10 protein-coding genes are annotated in these 18,854 nt (G+C 46.9%); 3 read left to right on the forward strand and 7 right to left on the reverse strand.

Annotation, left to right across the window (positions count from 1 at the left end; genetic code table 11):
• Positions 1 to 22: 22 nt before the first annotated feature.
• The 7 genes from HHL16_RS10485 to HHL16_RS10515 all read right to left on the reverse strand — a co-directional run bounded on the left by HHL16_RS10485 (position 23) and on the right by HHL16_RS10515 (position 14,639).
• On the reverse strand, positions 23 to 220 hold the full coding sequence (locus HHL16_RS10485; RefSeq protein ID WP_169425163.1) for a hypothetical protein: 198 nt from the start codon (positions 218 to 220) through the stop codon (positions 23 to 25).
• 213 nt (positions 221 to 433) lie between these two features.
• Positions 434 to 1,189, reverse strand: coding sequence for an SDR family oxidoreductase (locus HHL16_RS10490; protein ID WP_169425164.1), 756 nt, complete (start codon positions 1,187 to 1,189; stop codon positions 434 to 436).
• A gap of 165 nt (positions 1,190 to 1,354) precedes the next feature.
• Positions 1,355 to 3,949, reverse strand: a complete 2,595-nt coding sequence (locus HHL16_RS10495; RefSeq protein ID WP_169425165.1) for a sigma 54-interacting transcriptional regulator — start codon at positions 3,947 to 3,949, stop codon at positions 1,355 to 1,357.
• 83 nt (positions 3,950 to 4,032) lie between these two features.
• A complete protein-coding gene (locus tag HHL16_RS10500; RefSeq protein ID WP_169425166.1) occupies positions 4,033 to 6,393 on the reverse strand; it encodes a discoidin domain-containing protein in 2,361 nt (786 codons plus the stop codon).
• 6 nt (positions 6,394 to 6,399) lie between these two features.
• A complete protein-coding gene (locus HHL16_RS10505; protein ID WP_169425167.1) occupies positions 6,400 to 9,732 on the reverse strand; it encodes a DUF5107 domain-containing protein in 3,333 nt (1,110 codons plus the stop codon).
• 35 nt (positions 9,733 to 9,767) lie between these two features.
• Positions 9,768 to 11,414, reverse strand: coding sequence for a RagB/SusD family nutrient uptake outer membrane protein (locus tag HHL16_RS10510; RefSeq protein WP_169425168.1), 1,647 nt, complete (start codon positions 11,412 to 11,414; stop codon positions 9,768 to 9,770).
• Between the two features lie 21 nt (positions 11,415 to 11,435).
• On the reverse strand, positions 11,436 to 14,639 hold the full coding sequence (locus HHL16_RS10515) for a TonB-dependent receptor (protein ID WP_169425169.1): 3,204 nt from the start codon (positions 14,637 to 14,639) through the stop codon (positions 11,436 to 11,438).
• A 146-nt stretch (positions 14,640 to 14,785) separates the two neighbouring features.
• Between HHL16_RS10515 and HHL16_RS10520 the strand changes: the two genes are divergently transcribed.
• The 3 genes from HHL16_RS10520 (at position 14,786) to HHL16_RS10530 (ending at position 18,433) form a co-directional block, all read left to right on the forward strand.
• Complete coding sequence (locus HHL16_RS10520) at positions 14,786 to 15,679, forward strand: AraC family transcriptional regulator (protein WP_240966089.1); 894 nt, start codon at positions 14,786 to 14,788, stop codon at positions 15,677 to 15,679.
• 101 nt (positions 15,680 to 15,780) lie between these two features.
• Positions 15,781 to 17,037: an MFS transporter gene (locus HHL16_RS10525; protein ID WP_206022370.1), complete on the forward strand. Its 1,257-nt coding sequence runs from the start codon at positions 15,781 to 15,783 to the stop codon at positions 17,035 to 17,037.
• Positions 17,038 to 17,083: 46 nt separating this feature from the next.
• Positions 17,084 to 18,433 (forward strand): hypothetical protein, encoded by a 1,350-nt coding sequence (locus tag HHL16_RS10530; RefSeq protein ID WP_240966090.1) that lies wholly within the window; start codon positions 17,084 to 17,086, stop codon positions 18,431 to 18,433.
• The last annotated feature ends 421 nt before the right edge of the window (positions 18,434 to 18,854 follow it).

Raw genomic sequence — 18,854 nt, forward strand, 5'->3', positions numbered from 1 at the left:
AGGAATGGTTTTTTATTGATGATTACAACAGGTCAACCGGACCGCCGGCCGACACACTTACTTCGGTATACATGAGTGGCTGTTCGTGCATGCGGATAGCGTCGTCGAGAAATTCGCTGCCTTCGGAGGTATTGTGTGCCGGTTCTGTGTGAACCACAGGATGCTGATCAGGACTGCTTTCCAGCTGATCGTTATGCAAATGGAAGAATGGAAGATGCATGGTGTTTAATTGAATAGTTGAAAATGATGTTGGAAAAAAGATCGATCTGCTTCCTGTTGACTTGCCGTGTTGTTGACCGGTTTTCGTAAGGATCATTACGCCGGCGTAGGGGTATCCCTGTGCACGAACGGGTGGAAAGTGCACTCCCATTACAACCGCCCCGGCAAGCTGACACCCGTCATCTTCGTTTCAACAGGTGGCAGATCGATGTTATCAGGCTTTCTGCGGTTGATTGCTCCACCACTTTTCAAAGTCGATAGCGCCCAGCTCTGCTTTACCCGCAGGTACCAGCGCCGAGTGGCTAACTTCTCCACCGAAGTATACTGGCTTTCCGTTGGGAATTACTTTCCGTGGATCTTTTGCATGTTGCAGATAACGGTCTACGATTTCATACATTTTGAAACGCTCTGGTCCTGCTATTTCAACACGACCGTTGAGGGGTGCGTTCAATGCAAAGCGGGCTACATAGCCTGCTACATCATCCGCTGCAATCGGCTGAAACTCTACATCGGAGAGATGTACTTCATTGCCATCTGCTGCCTGATTGGCGATGCCTGCAATGAACTCGAAAAATTGGGTGCTGCGTACAATGGTGAACGGTACTCCTGATGCTTTGATGAGGTTTTCCTGTGCCTGTTTGGCGCGCATGTAACCGATGTTCTGCATATCGTCTACTCCAACAATGCTAAGTGCAACGTGATGTTTTACTCCTGCGTTGATCTCTGCTGCGAGCAGATTGCGGCCGGCCGTCTGGAAAAACTCCATCACTGCATTGTCTTCAAAAGAAGGAGAATTGGCAAGGTCGATTACAATATTGGTGCCCTGCATGGCTTCGGCTAGTCCTTCGCCCGTAATGGTATTGATACCCGTGTTGGGAGAAGCGGCAATTACCTGATGCCCTTGCTGGCGAAGTTGATCAACCACCTTGCTTCCGATAAGGCCAGTGCCTCCGATTACTACGATTTTCATAATTTGATTTTTTAAACGGTTTGATGCCAGCATATAGGCTAACCCGATGCCAAAAAATCAAAGTATTGATAATCAGATAAATAAAACAATGTTGCTGCATTGTTTTTCACTGTATTTCGTGAAATCACTTAGAGTTTCACTAAATACAGTGAAAGATGGAGGCGATCAGCCAAAATAATCGGCCTTGGTAATGCCCAGTTTTTTCATCTTGGAATGAAGTGTATTTCCTGGCATTTTGAGAATTTCAGCTGCGCTGCCGGCTCCGGAGATTTTGCCGCTGCAGCGTTTCAGTGTTTCGATGATGTATGCACGTTCCACTTCTTCAAGTGAACGGTTCAGCAGAAATGCCTGCTCCTGTTTATCGGTTCCTGTATGTTGGGGTATGTATACTTCATCCAGCACTCCGTCTGTTGTGAGCAGTATGCTGCGTTCAATAAGGTGCTCCAGTTCTCTTACATTTCCCGGCCATGTATAGCTGCGTAATTGCTGCATCACTTTTGGCGCTATCTTTTTGATTTTTCTTCCTGAATTTCTGCTGTACTTCTCAATGAAGAAATGTGTGAGCGCTTCGATGTCTTCAGAACGATCGCGCAAAGGCGGCAGATGAACCGGAAATACATTCAGGCGGAAATACAGATCAGCCCGGAACCTTCCTGCCTTCACTTCTTCTTCGAGGTTGCGGTTGGTAGCAGCAATCAGCCGGACATCTATCCGGATGGTTTGCTGGCCTCCTACTCTTTCGAATTCGCGTTCCTGTATCACACGTAATAATTTCGCCTGCGCTTCCAGAGGCAGCTCTCCTATTTCATCGAGAAACAATGTGCTGTTATTGGCCAGTTCAAATTTGCCGATGCGTTTGTCGATTGCTCCGGTAAATGCGCCGCGTTCGTGACCAAACAATTCACTTTCTATGAGGTTGGCAGGCAAGGCTGCGCAATTGATCTTCACCATTAGTTTGTCTTTCCGTGGCGAAGCATTGTGAATGGCACGCGCTATCAGTTCTTTTCCGGTACCCGTTTCTCCTGTTACCAGTACTGTGGTATTGGAATCGGCCACCAATGAAATGAGTCTGTACACTTTCTGCATCTGATCGCCACTGCCGATGATCTCCGAAAAGTTGTAGATGGTTTTGATCTGCTCTTTGAGGTAATCGTTCTCAACTTCCAGTTGTTTTTTATAGGCCAGCAGCTTTTCGTTGGCCTGTATATTGGCGATGGCAACCGATATCTGAGCACAGATGCCCCGCAACAATAACTGGCTGAGACGGTCTGCAAGCAGCCAGATGGTGCCGATATTTTTATCTCCCACCCGCAACGGCAGAGCATACATATTTCTATGTCCGGTGGCCTTCCAGAGTTTTGCATATTCATTGCCGCTTTTCAGTTCTTCTTCTACATTGAATATGAGCCCATCTCTGCTGGCAAGAACTTTGGAAGTGTAACTTTCCTTTACCGTTATCTGTACAGCAGCCAATTTCCCGAACAGCGCTTTGGCATTGTCGAATATTGTGGCATCGTACATGAAAATGGGCATATGAAGACCATCATCCGCGATCACCCGGATCATGGCAAGCCTTGTACCCAGCGCTTTGTCGAGCACAGTAAGGATGGCAGTCTGCAGATCCTCCTTAGTTCGCATCTGTGTAATATCATTGCTAAAGGCAAGCAGAAACGACTGTTCTTCCTGCGTTTTGCTCACCTGTTCATTAGCCATGATATTGGCGAGGGCGATAGATATTTGTGCACAGATGCCCTGCAATAACTGCACATTGATCTCTTCTATATTGAGCAACAGCATACCTATATTGGTTTCGCCGTTGCGCAATCTGATACCAACAAAGTTTTTGAATCCCATTTGCTTCCAGTAATGCAGGTAATCTGCTCTGATGCCACGTTGTATTTCACGTTCTACATTCAGCATTAACGGGATTGGACTGTTCATGATGCGGTTCTGCAATCCATCGTTGATGGAATAATGGTCCTGCTCCAGCGCTTTGATGATTTTGGGATCGTGCTGCTTATTGCCATAGTCGAAGATATATGCACTCATGGTTACACCGTCGTCATTGATCCTGCGGATCACATAACCGCTTTTCTGATCCATTTTGTTGATAACAGTACGAACAGCCTGCTGCAGATCCTGCCTGGTTCTTACTGCTGCAATATTGCTGCTGAAATCGAGCAGGAACGATTTCTCTTTTTCTTTCTTGAGTATCTCTTCGTTCTTGATGATATTGGATACTGCGCTCGACAACTGTGGCGCAATGCCTTTCATCAGGTTTCTGAATCCGGTACTGAACCCTTCGGGTTTGTCTGTATAAGTATGGATGAAGCCCATCGGCCTTCCTTCTTTCATGAGTTTGGTCATCATGATCTCGCGAACGCCTTTCTCATAATTCACCCTGAGGAAAGGCGGACTCTGCGGTTTATCCATGATCTCCTTCAGTAAAAAGGAGGTGGGATCTTCTGACTGAAGTACTGCCTGAATGAATGGCTCATTCAGTGAAAAGTGCGATTGCACCATTTCATCGTATCTGTTATGTGATCTGATGGGTGACCCATCGTTGTCGAGCAGAAAGGGAGTATAAGTGCCTTCCTTATGATCGATGAGCGTTACAATTGTATGGGTGATATGGAAAAGCCCCTTTATGCGAAGTTTGAAAAGTGTGAGCAGGTCATTTTTTTCCCGGACTCTGGTAATGTCGTTTCCCAGTTCAAGCAGGATTCTCCTTTCCTGTTCCAATGCTTCTTCTCTTTTCATTGGGGCAATTTATGTAAAAAAAGCAAAGAAGCTGCCTCCTTGCGGGGGCAGCTTCCTGCTTTGCGATTCATGGGTACTGATCCTTAATTGCTGTATACCTTAAACTCGTGAATAGCTATGTAATTGCGCTCCGCATGCGGCAGCACTGTAATGCGCACCCAGCGTGCTTTTGCACTGCCCTTGTCTACATAACATGGGTTATGGGCCACTGTATTCTTTTGTTTGTCTGCAAATGTTTTCCAGTTCTTGTTATCGGTTGAATATTCGATGAGATACTGCGTTGGCTTACTGAAGTATTCCATCCAGCTTTCAACACGCGTGATATTCTTTACAGATCCGAGATCGATCTTAAGCCATTGCGCCACATCATGTTTTGCTGCATGCCATTTGGAGAGACTGTTGATGTCCGTAGCAAACCATGCCTCCTGCGCCTGTCTGTCGGAAGACGCTGTGGTGGCTGCCCAGTCAGAAACGATCTTTCCTTCGTTAGGCGTGTAATTCAGTTTCAGGTTATCGAATTTAGCGATGTTGAAGCCAGATACATATCCCGAAGCGCCAAGCAGACAACTGTTATCGCGGATGCTCACTACACGCTGCTGATCGATGTATCCTTCGATAAGATCTTTTTTGCAACTGAGTTTGAGGTTGTGCCAGACACCGGCTGTTGTTTTGCCTGATGCCAGTACGCTTGTTTTATTTTTCAGTTGCCAGCTGCCGTCTTTGAAGAGCATGAAACGGTATCCGAATGGAATCAGTGATTGTCCGCCTTTGTCGTATGCGGCGCGCATGATCAGTCCGGCATAACCGGGACCATTGAATGCATCCTCATTCACGAATACATCCGATGAAATGCTTCCGTCTTCCCAATCTGTTCCCTGCGATACGTAGGTGAATGCACAGGAATCCGGTATCCAGTGTGTGATATCATTGATCAGCGATTGCTGGAGATACTTGTTGCCACTGGCATCCTGCATTAGTTCAAAAGCACCGGAATTGTCGTAGAAATATTTCGGAGACAAGGGTGCTCTGTCCATGGCATAACTATTGAAATCATCTGCATAGCTAGTCGGAAATACAGTCTGGGCGGGGATCTTGTGCGATCCTTTCTGTTGTCCTTTTGTGGTAGTGATGGTGTAGATGGCATTCGCCTCCAGCGTGATGCTGAATTTTCCGTTCACCGGTTTGAGTGCAGCCTGTTGAATGAACTGTGCCTTGCTGTTCGATTTCCACACCTGCAATTGTTTTCCATTGAGATTGCTTACATCGAAATTCAGTTTCTGCGCTTCGCTGCCTGTAACCACAACTATGCTGTAGTCGTTATTGCCATCGTTGCTTTTGTAAGTACAGATAGCACCATCATTGGCGAGCAGTCCGCATCCGCTGTTGAGATATTGCCAGCCGGGTTTTGCAAACTGATTGAAGTGTGCCACAGCCCAGATGGTTGGCCATACTTCGTAATAACCAGACCATGGACTAACGCCTTTCATGATGCCCACATTAGAGAAGCAACTATTATCGGGCATCGATGCAATGGGACACCAGAGATTTACTTTGGTGATCTGCTGCCTGATATAACAACGCAGTATATTCTTTGCGAGATAAGTGGTATTCTTCCATGGAGCGCCGGGAAGAGAAAAATCTTCTCCCGACCAGAGCGGAAGCTCTGTCTCGAAAGCTGTTTTGCCGGCGAGTTCCGTGCCTGGTCTCCACATATACGAATCAGGATAGTGGTAGCTTACACTGGTGATGGAGTTTCTGAAAACTGGATCTTTTACCAGTTCTTCGCAAATAGCCCATGCCCTGCCCGCTCCTTCGGGAGCGCCGATCTTTACGTGTGAGTATCCTCTTTTGTTGAGAGTTGGACGAAGTGTATCAACAATCCAGTTGCGGTCGTAAGTGCGTTCGTTCCAGCAACCTCCAATGTATTTCATGTTGAGGCCCCAGTGTTTGGCACCATCGATGAAAGTGGAGATGTAGTCTGCATTATCCTGTCCCCATATTTGTTTGAACCATCCCGGCATGGTCCATTCCAGTGCATCGAGTTCGATATTGGGATTGCGATCCGCGGCCATGCGCATGAGCCAGTATTCGTAACCTCTGTTGAAATTGGGATTTTTCATTTCCTCTTTCGTTCTCGCGAAGCTGGGTTCGGAGCCGCAGGTGGAATTGCCATCTCCGCCGATCTCAGTTTTGAGATACACGAAACCCGCACCGAATCCGGGTTTGAAGAGATAGTCGAGTACATGGCTGCGATATGGTTCGGGATAATCGATCAGCAATCGGGAGGATGCTCCGGCACTTACAGCACCGATGCCTTCGAATATTCTTCCGTTGGATCGGCCATCGATACGAATGGTGGTGTCTTTGGGCTTTTGCTGCGCCAGATTAGCCGATGCAGTGAAAGTGCCCAGCAGTCCGATGAATAGTGAGGTGGTTCTTAACATTGGCAATTACTTTTCTATGCTGAAATGTTGAAATCGGTTTTGTAAAAATGGAATCATGTTCCGGTGGATCATGGCTCCCTGATGATGTGCATCGCGTTTCAGTACATCGCTGAAATATTCCGATGCACGGTCCATATTGTTCAGTCCAAGTTCTCCGAGCCCTGTGAGGTAGTTGCAATGCAGCCTGTTCTTCTGGTTCAGATCCTGTTCAAATACCGCCAGGTCGGGCAAGGATACTGCAAAGTATTCAATTGAAACGGTATCATTCCAGTGTTGCAGTCCGAATTGAATCAGTTGATGGCAGATGGTCTTTGCCTTTTCGTTGTTGCCTGTTTCAAAATATGCGAGTGCCTGATAGAATAACTGATCGGCGCTTGCATCGTTGTAATACATAGCCAGCGCGGGTTCCCCGGCTCCGGTAGTTGCTGCAGCAAAGCATAATTTAGCTTTGTCCTCCTCTCCTGTTGCCTGATAAATGATGCCTTTCAGATAGCTGATGGCATTAATCTGTGCATTGGGCAGTTTGCCTTCTCCGAGATTGGGCGGGTATTGGTCTGCAGCTTCCAGCAGTACCATCGCTTCTTTATATCGTTTTGCAAGGATGCTTCGCTTGGCAAGCTCGATATGACAACTGAGGTATTGTGAAATCACGCGACCCTCTCCTCCTTCCCATGGATGAAAGTTGCGGCTGAGAATGAGTTTTCTCGCAGTGGAATATTCGCCGAGGGAGTTGTACAGCGTGATCATTTCGAGATAGAGATCATCGCGTTCTTCGGTGATGCTGAGATATTTTTTCAGTGTGGCAAGCCTGTCTGCTGCCGGGTAGTTAAGAATTTTGTAGAGCTGATCGAGTTCCATCAACAGGCGTGCATCGTTCTCCTGCAATCCGAATGCGCGTTCCAGCAATTGCAGACAACGTTTCGGATTTTCGAGTTTGTTGAAGCAGGCCAGCGCAAGGTTGCGTAGTACGGTGGGGAACTGATCATCAAGTTCGATAGAATGTTCCCAGCACTGAATGGCTTCTGCATATTGCCTGCGTGCATACCATAGATTGCCGAAATAATACCATGCTTTTGCATCGCTACTATTCAGTTGCAGCGCAGATTGCAGAATGATCTGTTCTTCAGATTTGTTAGGGAAACAGTAATCTGGTTTTTGCTGACTCGCCTGTTTGAAATATTGTACAGCACGTTCCGGATCATTCATTTGCTGATGCAGCCAGCCGAGGCAGTAAAGCACCATTGGGTAGATTTCTTTCTCTGCTCTGGTATGCAGTTGCAAAAGTGTCGCCGCCTCTTCATAGAAACCCGCATGCGCATAGTCGAGTGCGAATTCGAGGTATTGCTGCGGCATTGATTGTATCAGGTGTTGCAGCTGTTCAGTAGAACTCACATCGTTGGTAAGCTGTGCTTGTTCGAACATACATCCGAAACTGAATGTATCCTGTTGCAATGCTTCTTTGATGCAGTTTTTGGCTTCATCCATCTTGCCTGTTTTGCGCAGCAATACTGCTTTCAGATGGCGTGCAGTGTGGCTCTCGGAATTGCGCACCAGTGAACGACCAATATGCTGCAATGCAAGCGTGTACTCTTTTTTACGTGCTGCAAGGCGGGCGAGTTCGAGATAACCGCTGTGCTGGAATGCATCGTTCCAGATGGATTTGTAGAACGCATCATATGCATCATCATACCGGCCCATCATGCGATAGCATAGACCGAGATTGTAATGCGATTCACCACTGTACGGATTGTTGTTGCGATTGGTTAGGGTCTTTATGGCTCTTTGAAAATAAGGTAACGCCTGCTCAAATTGACCACGGCGAAGCAACAGCAATCCAACCGCATTGTTGGTGCGGCTGTCGCCGGGTTCGCGGCGCAATGCTTCTCTGTAATAATCCATCGGATCGAATGTGGCATGGCGATATTGTTCGAGATGAAGGCCGTGCAGGTAAAGTTCTTCCACTGTGCTTACTTCAACAGGATCAGGGGCTGCAGTGGCAGCTGCGGGAACCGGACGTGCACTGAAGTCTTCCGCCTGATAACTGATGAGCAGTATCCCTGTATGGCTTCTTACTTCGAGCAGCAGATCAGTGGCTGCAATACCCGATGGAAGAAGCAATTCCGTAGTGAAGTATGTTTCAGGACTAAGATCTGTATCGATTGCTGCAATGATTTCTTTACCGGCAAGCAAACGAACCGATGCATTCGCATATTCAGCCGTGGCATACACTCCAATGGTGGCTTTGTTGCCTTCGAGTTCGAGATTCACCATCGCTTCTTTCGCTGCATTCTTTACTGCACCGATACCGGCATAAGGCATGAAATACTGCTCGAATGTTTTTTCTTCATTGGGCTGCAGCCAGGCAAAGTCTGGTTGGTTTTCGGTGAACACGCCCGTCATCAGTTCGATGTACGGTCCATCTTCATCCGTAAGGTTTCTATCCCATGATAAACCAAAATCGCTGTTGCCCCAGGTCCATTGTTTTTTTCCGGGCGAAATATGATGATCAGCTACGTGCAGCATGCCGGCTTTTGTATCGTGCTCGTAACAACCGATGAAATCGAATTTCGATTGCACCGCCATATACGAAGTGGGCACCGGGATATTTTTATAACGGGAAATATCTGTACCCGGTGCGTAATCCACTTTGTAATATACTCCCTTAGCTATCGGAAATTCGCTTACGTCCCGTTTGCCATGATCGAACACTGCATTTACATCCGGAGGAAATACACTCTGATAATGATCATTCACTTTCACCGCAGGATTGGCCCACCACAGAAAAGTCTGTGGCAGGCTGCTGCGATTATGGATCTTTGCACGTATTTCGAGATAGGCTTTGTCCGGATGCAAAACAAACCCTGCCATTCCTTTGGTATGACTCATCCTTTCAATCTCATTCACCCAAACCGTACTGCTTCCATCAGCATTGTTTTCGATGGTGTAGTTGGTAGGAGAAAATGTACCGGGGCGATGATGCTGTGGCCAGTTGAACTCGATGCCGCCAGAGATCCATGGCCCGCAAAGCCCTACCAGTGCGGGTTTTATCACCTGATTGTAATAGATGAAATGCCGCTGGCGGATCTTGTCGTAAGCCATCTGCACTCTCCCACCCAGCTCCGGCAAGATCATGATCTTCAAATATTTGTTTTCGAGATAGATGGCTGTGTATTCTTTATCTTCCTTGGTATCACCGATCTTTTCGATCACGGGATAAGGATACACAGATCCGCTGCTTCCCTGATAAATGCGTTTCTCAAAAAACATTGGATGCTTCACGGGCTCTCCCACAGGATAGGTAGGTATCACCACTTTTTCTTCCCAGGCTCTGACGTTCATAGTATGTTCAATAGTTTTCCTGAATGATCAAATCTTTACCAGAATGGATTCTGTGCAAGCTTTCCCTGATACAGCGCGATCTCTCTGGTTGGTAAGGGACGGAGATAATGTTTCTTAGGATCGAAGCTTCTGGCAGAAGCAGGTTGTGCAATGAGAAAACCATCTGCATCGGTTCTGCTCTGATAGCTTGCGCCGTTGTATGGAGCGATGGTTTGCCAGTCGTTTCCTTTTATTTTGATGCCTCTGATAGCCTGCGTCATTTCTGTTTCGGCAGTTTTCCAGCGACGGATATCATTGTAGCGGAAACCTTCGAGTGCCAGCTCGATATTGCGTTCGCGGCGGATCTCGGTACGCAGATCGAGACCGTTGCGGGTGATGAATGCATTGGTCATCGCAGGCATGTTGACGCGTGAACGGATGAGGTTGATGCTTTTGTTCATGTCTGCATCACTGAGTGCTCCGGTTCTTTCGAAGGTTGCTTCTGCATAGATCAGCAGCACTTCCGCGTAGCGGATGATATGATTGTCATACCCGAAATTGACGCCATTGTTGGTATTGCCGTATACGTTCTCAGAAATGTATTTGTACGTGATGTAACCCGTATTGCCATTGCGTTGTGGCGAGTTAGGCCAGTTCACTATCGGCGTAATGGGGTTGAACGGACGAAGAATGGAAGTACCCGGAATTACCATCGTCATGGTCATGCGCGGATCACGATCGATGTACTCCGATGAAATGGTTCCATATCCCTTGAAGTATGGAGACGCAGTAATGGGCAGCCCGTCTTTGCAGAGATACATATCCGCGAGTTTGCGTGTAGGCAGATAGCAGGTTGCATCGATGGAATAAGGAAAGCCTTGTCCGTCTACATTCACTTCATATCTTCTGTCGAGGATGCATTCGCTGGAGTTATCACCTTCTTCGATGAAGAGATAACGATAGCTCTGTGCGCCTTTGCCGGTGAACAGGCTGTACTGATTTCCACTCATCACATCATTGGCTGCACTGATAGCGATATCGAGGTACTTGTTTGCATCGCCATCGGAATGGAATTTGCTCCAGGTGCCTTCGAAGAGCGCTACGCGCGCACGCAATGCATCTGCAGTTCCTTTAGTGATCCTTCCCTGATCGTCGTTGATGAGTGCATCTCTGGAAGGCAGATCCTGTGCGGCTTCTGTGAGATCTTTGATGATGAGGTCCGCTGTTTCCTTTCTCGATGCTCTCGCCTGATACAGTACAGGATCTTCAACAGTGGGCACGGTAGTGATGAGGGGCACTCCGCCGAACAGTTCCAGCAGGCTCCAGTAATTGTAGGCACGGAAGAATTTTGCTTCCGCTACAAACCGTTTGATGCCGGGGTCTGTTTTGCCTTCGCTCTTGGCAACAAGATTATTGGCGATGCGGATATAGTAGTAAGCGTTGTTCCAGTCCCCAGAGGTTTCAGGAGGCAGGTAAGTGCCATCGCTGATGGAGTTGGCGGTATTGAATGCAATATCCGATTGGGTATCGTTGAAATTGAGTCCTTCCAGAGAAGGATACAATGCGTTCGCTCCCAGTTTGAAGTCTGCTGCATTTCTGTAGAATGTAGCATCGGAGAGCGTATCCTTGGGTTTGAGATCAAGCGCTTTGTTGCAGCTTCCCAAAGCCAGGGCGAATATGGAGAGATGGATGATCCTTTTCATTGCAATGCGGTTGAGTGTTGATTAGAACTTGATGTTTACGCCGATGGAGGTTACTTTGGTGAACGGGTAAGTTTGTTCATCCTGTCTCTGCCATCCTTCTTCAGGATCGAAGGAATTGTTCCATGTTCCTTTTGAAATGGTGAAGAGATCCTGTCCGCTCAGATACACTCTGGCGCTGCTGAGACGGAGTTTTTTGCAGAGTTCACCAGGTAAATTGTATCCTACTGTGATCACTTTGAAACGCAGATAAGCGAGGTTGTTGATCCGCATGCTGCTCGACTGCCAGTTGTAGTTGTAAATATTGTCGAAGCCCACTGCACCGGGAATCAGGCGAGGATACTGTGCTCCGGTATTTTCCGGCGTCCAGGATTTGCCATAGAAATAATCGAGCGGCTGAAAGTAAATGGCGCTCATGGGTGTAGCGAATGATCCGGTACGCATGTTCACCTGTTTGCCTACGCCTTGTATCAGTACATTCAGGTCGAATGCGCCGTAAGCGAGACTGATATTGGACGAATAAGTGTATCGTGGCAACACGGTTCCGAGATATTTCAGATCACCTTTCGATCCTTTAGTGGGATCGCCGTAGGGCGTGAGTTTTCCATCTCCGTCGATGTCTTTGAACATCATATCTCCTACTCCGATATTGGAAGGCACATTGCCGAGTTGTTTGTAAGCAGCCAGCTGCTCTGCATTCTGGATGATGCCGTTTGCTTCGTATCCGAAATAGCTGTTGATGGGATAACCTTTGTGCGTGTAGTTGAGTCCCATGCTCAGTACGTCGTTGCCTTTCAGTTCAATCAGTTTGTTATTGATATCGCTGAGCATAGCGGTAACGCTGTAGCGGAATTTGCCGATCTGATCTTTCCAGCCGAGTGTGAACTCAAATCCTTTGGTGGAAAGCACTCCAAGGTTTTGTGTGGGTGCACTGCCACCGAGTGTAGCAGGCACCTGCACATTCACCAGCATGTTCTTGTTCTTTTTTTCGTAGATGTCGAGGCTACCGGTGAGGCGGTTGTCGAGGAATCCGAAATCGATGCCGAGGTTGGTGGTCTCCAGTGTTTCCCATGTTCTGGTGGTGGAAGCGATTTCCGAAACTGCACCCGGTGTTTTGGTGTTGGGACTGCCGAGTGGATAACTGCCACCTACTGAGATCAGCGGAATGTAGCCGTAGTTGCTGAATGCTCCGATCTCCTGATTGCCCGATTGTCCCCACGATGCACGCAGCTTCAGGTGGCTCAGCCATTTGAGACGCTCCATGAATTTTTCCTGCGTGATGGTGTATGCAGCCATCACAGCGGGGAATGCCGCGCTCCAGCGTTTGTCTGGTGAGAACTTGGAGCTGCCGTCTACACGGATGGTTGCATCGAGGAACAGTTTGTTGTCGTATGCATAAGTGAACCTGCTGAAGTAGGAAGCCAGCGCCCAGTCTGTGTTTCCGCCACCGATACCCATGTAGTCTGCCTTGGTTTTATCGGCGAGATTGAGGGTGAAGATCTCATTACCCACGAAATTGGAGCCGGTTACTTCGATATTCTCTTTCTGGAATTTTTCGAGTGAAGTACCTGCCATCAGACTCAGCTGGTGAACATTGGCAATGGTTCTTCCATATTCGATAAAGCCCGAATACGTATGGTAGATGTCTTTCTGACTCAGGTAGTAGGCGGAGTTCAGCGGGTTTCTTTGTCCCTGCAGTCCACCTTCGTAATTATAGAGATCGAAAGTACGGGTAATGGCTTTGTCGTTGTAGTTGTTGATATTGATGCCGGCGAGGCCCGTTACTTTCAGTCCTTTGACGATCTCGGCATCCATTTTTACGTTGAACGAAAAATTATTGCTGCCGTATTTTCTTGTGCCGCCTTCATCGAGCTGCTGTGCCGGGTTTACGTATCCCTGATATGTGTAATACTGTCCCAGCGGGTTATGCAGCGGAATGAAGTTGAAAGTGCGTGGCAGGTTCGACATCATGTCTTTCCACAGCGTTGGTTCCGTTACTTCTTCGTACACGTAGCTGTTGCGGGTCTGCACATTGATCTTGTTCAGGATCTTGAAATCGTAGTTCATGCGCAGGTTGTAGCGATCTGCATGATTGCTGCCGTATTTGAAAACGCCATTGTCTTTAAGGTATCCACCGGAGAAAAGATACGCGCTGTTCTCTCCGCCACCGGTTACGCTAATGTTATGCGATTGCTGCATGGCATTGCCGTAGAGGATATCGTTCCAGTTATTGTCTGTATAAAAACCGGGGTAATCGTGCAGGTAGGTAACCCATCCTTTATCGGGATCGGGTGCTGCTTTGTCTTTGATCTTTTTGAATACTTCATCAGACACACCGGGCAGTCCTACATTGGTGAGCGACTCATGCGTCATTTCAGCGAATTGTTGGGTGGTGGTTACCTTCTTGAGATAAGAAGGTGTTTTACGGCCAACGTTGCCGGAATAGTTTACAGTGGGTGCACCGCTCTTGCCTCTTTTGGTGGTAACGAGAATAACGCCATCGGCAGCGCGTGCTCCGTAGATGGAAGCGGCGGCATCTTTGAGAACAGTAAGATTTGCGATGTCGTCCGGATTAATGGAATTGAGATCGCCCGCTACTCCATCGATGAGGATGAGCGGCTTGTTTCCGTTCACGGATGAGTAGCCGCGGATCTGCAGATCGTAACCCTGACTGCCGGGAGCGCCACTTCCGCGCATTACGGTGAGTCCGGGTATGGCTCCCTGCAAAGCAGTAGCGGTGTTCACGATAGGACGTGATTCGAAAGCTTTATTGTCTATCTGTGAGATAGCTCCTGTAACAGAGGATTTGGTTTTGTTGGCGTATCCAACAACAACGATCTCTTTGAGAGAAGCGTTCTTGTCTTTGAGATACACATTGATGGTGCTGCGGCCCGCAATGATCTCTTCTTTTGCAGCGAGGCCTACGTAATTGAATACAAGCACACCCTGCCTTGCAGCAACGGGAATGGAGAATGTTCCATCTTCTTTGGAAGTAGTGCCTGTACCCGATCCTTTCAGTTGAATGCTCACGCCGGACAGCGGAGCACCTGCATTGTCGTACACGGTGCCCGTTACACGGAGCGAATCTTGCCTGAAAAAATTGTTGTGTTCGGGAGGAGTTGAAGGGGCTGCCTGTAATGAGGCAGATGCAAGCAGCAGAGAAAAGAACATACCGGCAGCAGTTCCGATGATGCATCCTTTTCCGCTTTCTGGCAGTTGTTGGTTCATAAGCGTGAATGTTTCGGTTTGAATCAGCAAATCGTTTGGAACAAAATTAACCGGACACTCAATTTTAAAAATGGACAGTAATTCTAAAATGATGGACTATATTCTAATGCTTTCACTTATTATTGTACACGAAAACGATGCCTGCTATGATGGAAAAGAAAAAAGATGGATTCCAGGGACAGAAAGCGATAGTGCTTCCTGCCAGCATCACATTGCAGTATTGTCATAAGAATCCGGTGATAGCAGGAGCTTATATCACTGATATCGGATACTATCCCAAGGCCCGGTTCCACTACAGAGTAAGGCAAAAGGGGATCGATCAGCATATACTGGTGTACAATACAGAAGGCGAAGGATGGGTGGAGATCGGCGATGAAAAATATGAGATCCATCCGGGAGATTTCTTCATTGTTCCTGCCGGCAGGAACAATTGTTATGCGGCCGATGAAAAGAAACCATGGACAATCTACTGGATACATTTCAAAGGGGCTGTGGCAGATGCAGCAGTGAAATCTTTCTGGACAAAAACAGGATCATGGAAAGGCAGTGTGCGTTTCAATCAGCAGCGCATTGCACTCTTCGACAATATGTACAAACATCTCGAGCGTGGATACGGGCAGGACAATCTCACTTTTGTGAACATGATGCTCCCGCATTTTCTTTCATCTTTCTTCTTTGATGTGTTCAATGATACAGATGAAGAAGATGGCTCGCAGGATATCGTTAATCGTTCCATTCTTTACATGCAGGAAAATATCCGGGAAACGCTGAGTCTCGAGAATCTGGCGGCGCAGGTGAATGTATCGGTATCACATTATTCAAATCTGTTCAGAAAGAAATCGGGCTTCTCTCCTATTGAATATTTTAATCATCTGAAAATTCAGAAAGCCTGTCAGTACCTGCAGTTCACGGATCTTCGGATAAAGGAGATAGCGGGAAATATCGGCGTGGAAGATCCTTATTATTTCTCCCGGTTATTTACCAAAGTGATGAGCATATCACCCAAAGAATACAGGGCGAGGTTTAACTATAAAATGTAAAATAGTCCATCCCTTCCATCGGATATTGCATTTTTTGCCTGATGGAAGAAAATAACTTTGTGCAGCAACAACGATTTCAGGCCTCACAAACTAACAGCTATATGAATCGCCAACCCGCCTACCCCATGTTGATCAGTATCGTGGCTGCCCTCGGTGGACTGCTCTTCGGTTTTGATTTTGCTATCTTCTCAGGAACTATTCCTTTCTTACAACCACATTTTGGATTATCGGATGCAGAGCTGGGATTTACCAGCAGCTCGATCTATATCGGATGTATTGCAGGTAGTTTGAGTACAGGGTATCTGGCAGACAGATTCGGCAGAAAGATGCCGTTGATCGCATCAGCAGTGATCTTCGCCATCTCGGCTGTTGCAATGGGACTGGCAAGTACGAATGCAAATCTCATTATTGCACGTGTTGTTGCAGGGGCGGCTGTGGGAGCGGCTTCTATGTTGTCTCCACTGTACATTGCGGAGATATGTCCGGCCCATATACGCGGAAGAATGGTGTCGGTAAATCAACTGGCGATTGTGGTAGGCATATTGCTGGCATATGTGAGCAGTTACCTGCTGGCTGATCAGACAAATAACTGGAGGTGGATGTTTGCTTCGGCAGCATTGCCTGCAACGATATTCTTTGTATCTGCATTGTTTCTTCCGGAGAGTCCGCGATGGTTGCAGCAACGTGGGCAGACAAAATCAAATACAGAAAAATCTTCTCTTGCTGCGCTCGTAAAACCGGGTATGCTGCTGATAGTTGGAGTTGGTGTAACAGTGGCGGTGTTTCAACAGATCTCCGGAGCCAATGTGGTGTTCGTATATGCACCGATCATTTTTGCAAAGGCAGGAATGGATGTGAGCAATCAGTTGTTTCAGCAGGTACTGATCGGGTTGGTGAATCTGGTATTCACACTGCTTTCGATGCGATTGGTAGATAAGATCGGAAGACGCAGTCTGCTGCTGATCGGAAGCATCGGCATGAGTATTATGCTGGCAGCCATTGCAGGTGCCTTCTACTTCAATCTGCTGCAGGGCCCGCTGGTGACTATTCTGGTGTTGATATTGATTGCGATTTATGCCACTACCCTAGCACCGGTGACCTGGGTGTTGATTGCAGAAATATTTCCAAATGCTATCCGTGGTGTGGCAGTGTCTGTGGCAACAACAGCCTTGTGGGTGGCGTGTTTTGGAGTGGTGTATCTGTTTCCGGTGCTCACCAGTTATTTCGGGGATAAAGCCTATTATAATTTCCTTGTATTCGCATTCATTTGTTTAGTATATTTTCTGTTCATATTGAAGTATGTACCTGAAACCAAGGGCAAGACGCTTGAAGAAATTGAAGCGAAATTGTTAGCATAGGTAGATGGACTATCAACTTCATTCATCATCAATAATTCTTTCTGCAATGTTAAAACCTGCCTTGTTCTTTTTTGCGGCCATAAGTTTTGCTGGCAATGCAATTGCTCAGCAACAAAACGATAAAGTGGTTACCCAAAGAACAATCAACGACCCTTTAAATGAACCTTCACTGGTTGAAGCCCGGAAAAAAGTAATTTCTTATTTGTTAGCGTCTGGTCCTGTAAAACAAATGGCTGAAAAGCTGATCAGCAGCGGTTTTACAGCAGGTGATGGATATGGTGAAGTGTGGATCAGGGATCTCAATACTTTCATCGATGTGGCCTGTGAAGTGAACGACCGGCAAATCATCAAAAAACATCTGCTCACCTTTCTGAAGTTTCAGCAAGCCGATGGTGGTATTCTCGATGGATACATACCCATTGCAAAAGCAGGAGGCGGCTACAAATATTATCACTCTGGGCTTGCGCCTGAATATGCAGGACATAAGAACACAGTAGAAACAGATCAGGAAACATCGCTGGTGCAGGCGATCGCAAAGTACATCCGCAACACAAAAGATAAATCGATACTCACTGATACTGTAAATGGAAAAACAGTTCAGCAGGGATTGGAAGATGCCCTGAACTTCCTCATTCAAAAAAGATGGACTGAAAAATACGGCCTGATCTGGGGAGCCACCACCGTTGACTGGGGCGATGTTCAGCCCGAACACGACTGGGGAGTGGAACTCGACAGCAGCTCACATCTCACCATCGATATCTACGATAATGCGATGTTTGTGATTGCGATCAATGATTTGCTGGAGATCGGCAAGCTCTCTGGAAAACAGCGCGGTTACTGGAAAAACATCAAAGAGAAACTGAGCACCAATATCAGGCAACATCTCTGGGACAGTAAGAATCAGAAATTTGTTCCGCATATTTATTTGAATGGATCGCCCTTCCCTGCTTCATTTGATGAGAATGCAATTTACTATCATGGCGGAACTGCGATCGCCATCGAAGCAGGATTGCTGAGCAAGCAGGAAATAAAAACATCTTACCTGAAAATGCAGGAGAATGTAAAAGCTGCAAACGCAGCAACAATCGGACTGACTATTTACCCGGTATATCCCGAGGGGTATTTCAAAAATAAAGGTATGGGACCATGGAGTTACCAGAATGGTGGCGACTGGACATGGTTTGGTGGTCGAATGGTGCAGCAGCTGCTCCGGAACGATATGCTGAATTATGCGTTGGATGCGTTGCAGCCGATGTTGGATCGTGTGATAAAGAACAATGGGTTTTATGAGTGGTATACTCCGGCAAATGAGCCCAAGGGGTCATCGAGCTTCAGAGGTGAAGCGGGTGTTTTGTGGACGGTGATCAGAGAAATGGAAAAGAAAATAAAGAAGTAGTATTTATTGATAAGCAAGCATTGTTAGAGGAATGGGCCCGGATTATCGGGCCCATTTTGTATTCAGGATGTTTTGAATGACAACTAGTCTTCACAGTTACCAGCGAGATAACGCAGTTAAATAATTAATATTTATTTTAAATCAGCATAATTGTTAATTTGCCTAAATTAGCGTTCTGGAACATTACCATTGAACCTAATCTGATTCGTTGTGAATAACACTTTAAGCCTAACCCCAACGGCAGTCTGTGCTACAACTGCTGTACAGGAGATTTCTCCTGCATTGAAACTACACTCAGCATTCCCTCTACTATTTACTGGCCATATCAAAAAACAACTTCCATTGCTGATGGTGTGACTTCCTTTTTCAATAAACAGGAATTAGCGCTATACAGTTATCGGTATTAAAACAGATTTCTATT

The sequence above is a fragment of the Pseudoflavitalea sp. G-6-1-2 genome (assembly GCF_012927185.1).
In the GTDB taxonomy this organism is placed as follows: domain Bacteria; phylum Bacteroidota; class Bacteroidia; order Chitinophagales; family Chitinophagaceae; genus Pseudobacter.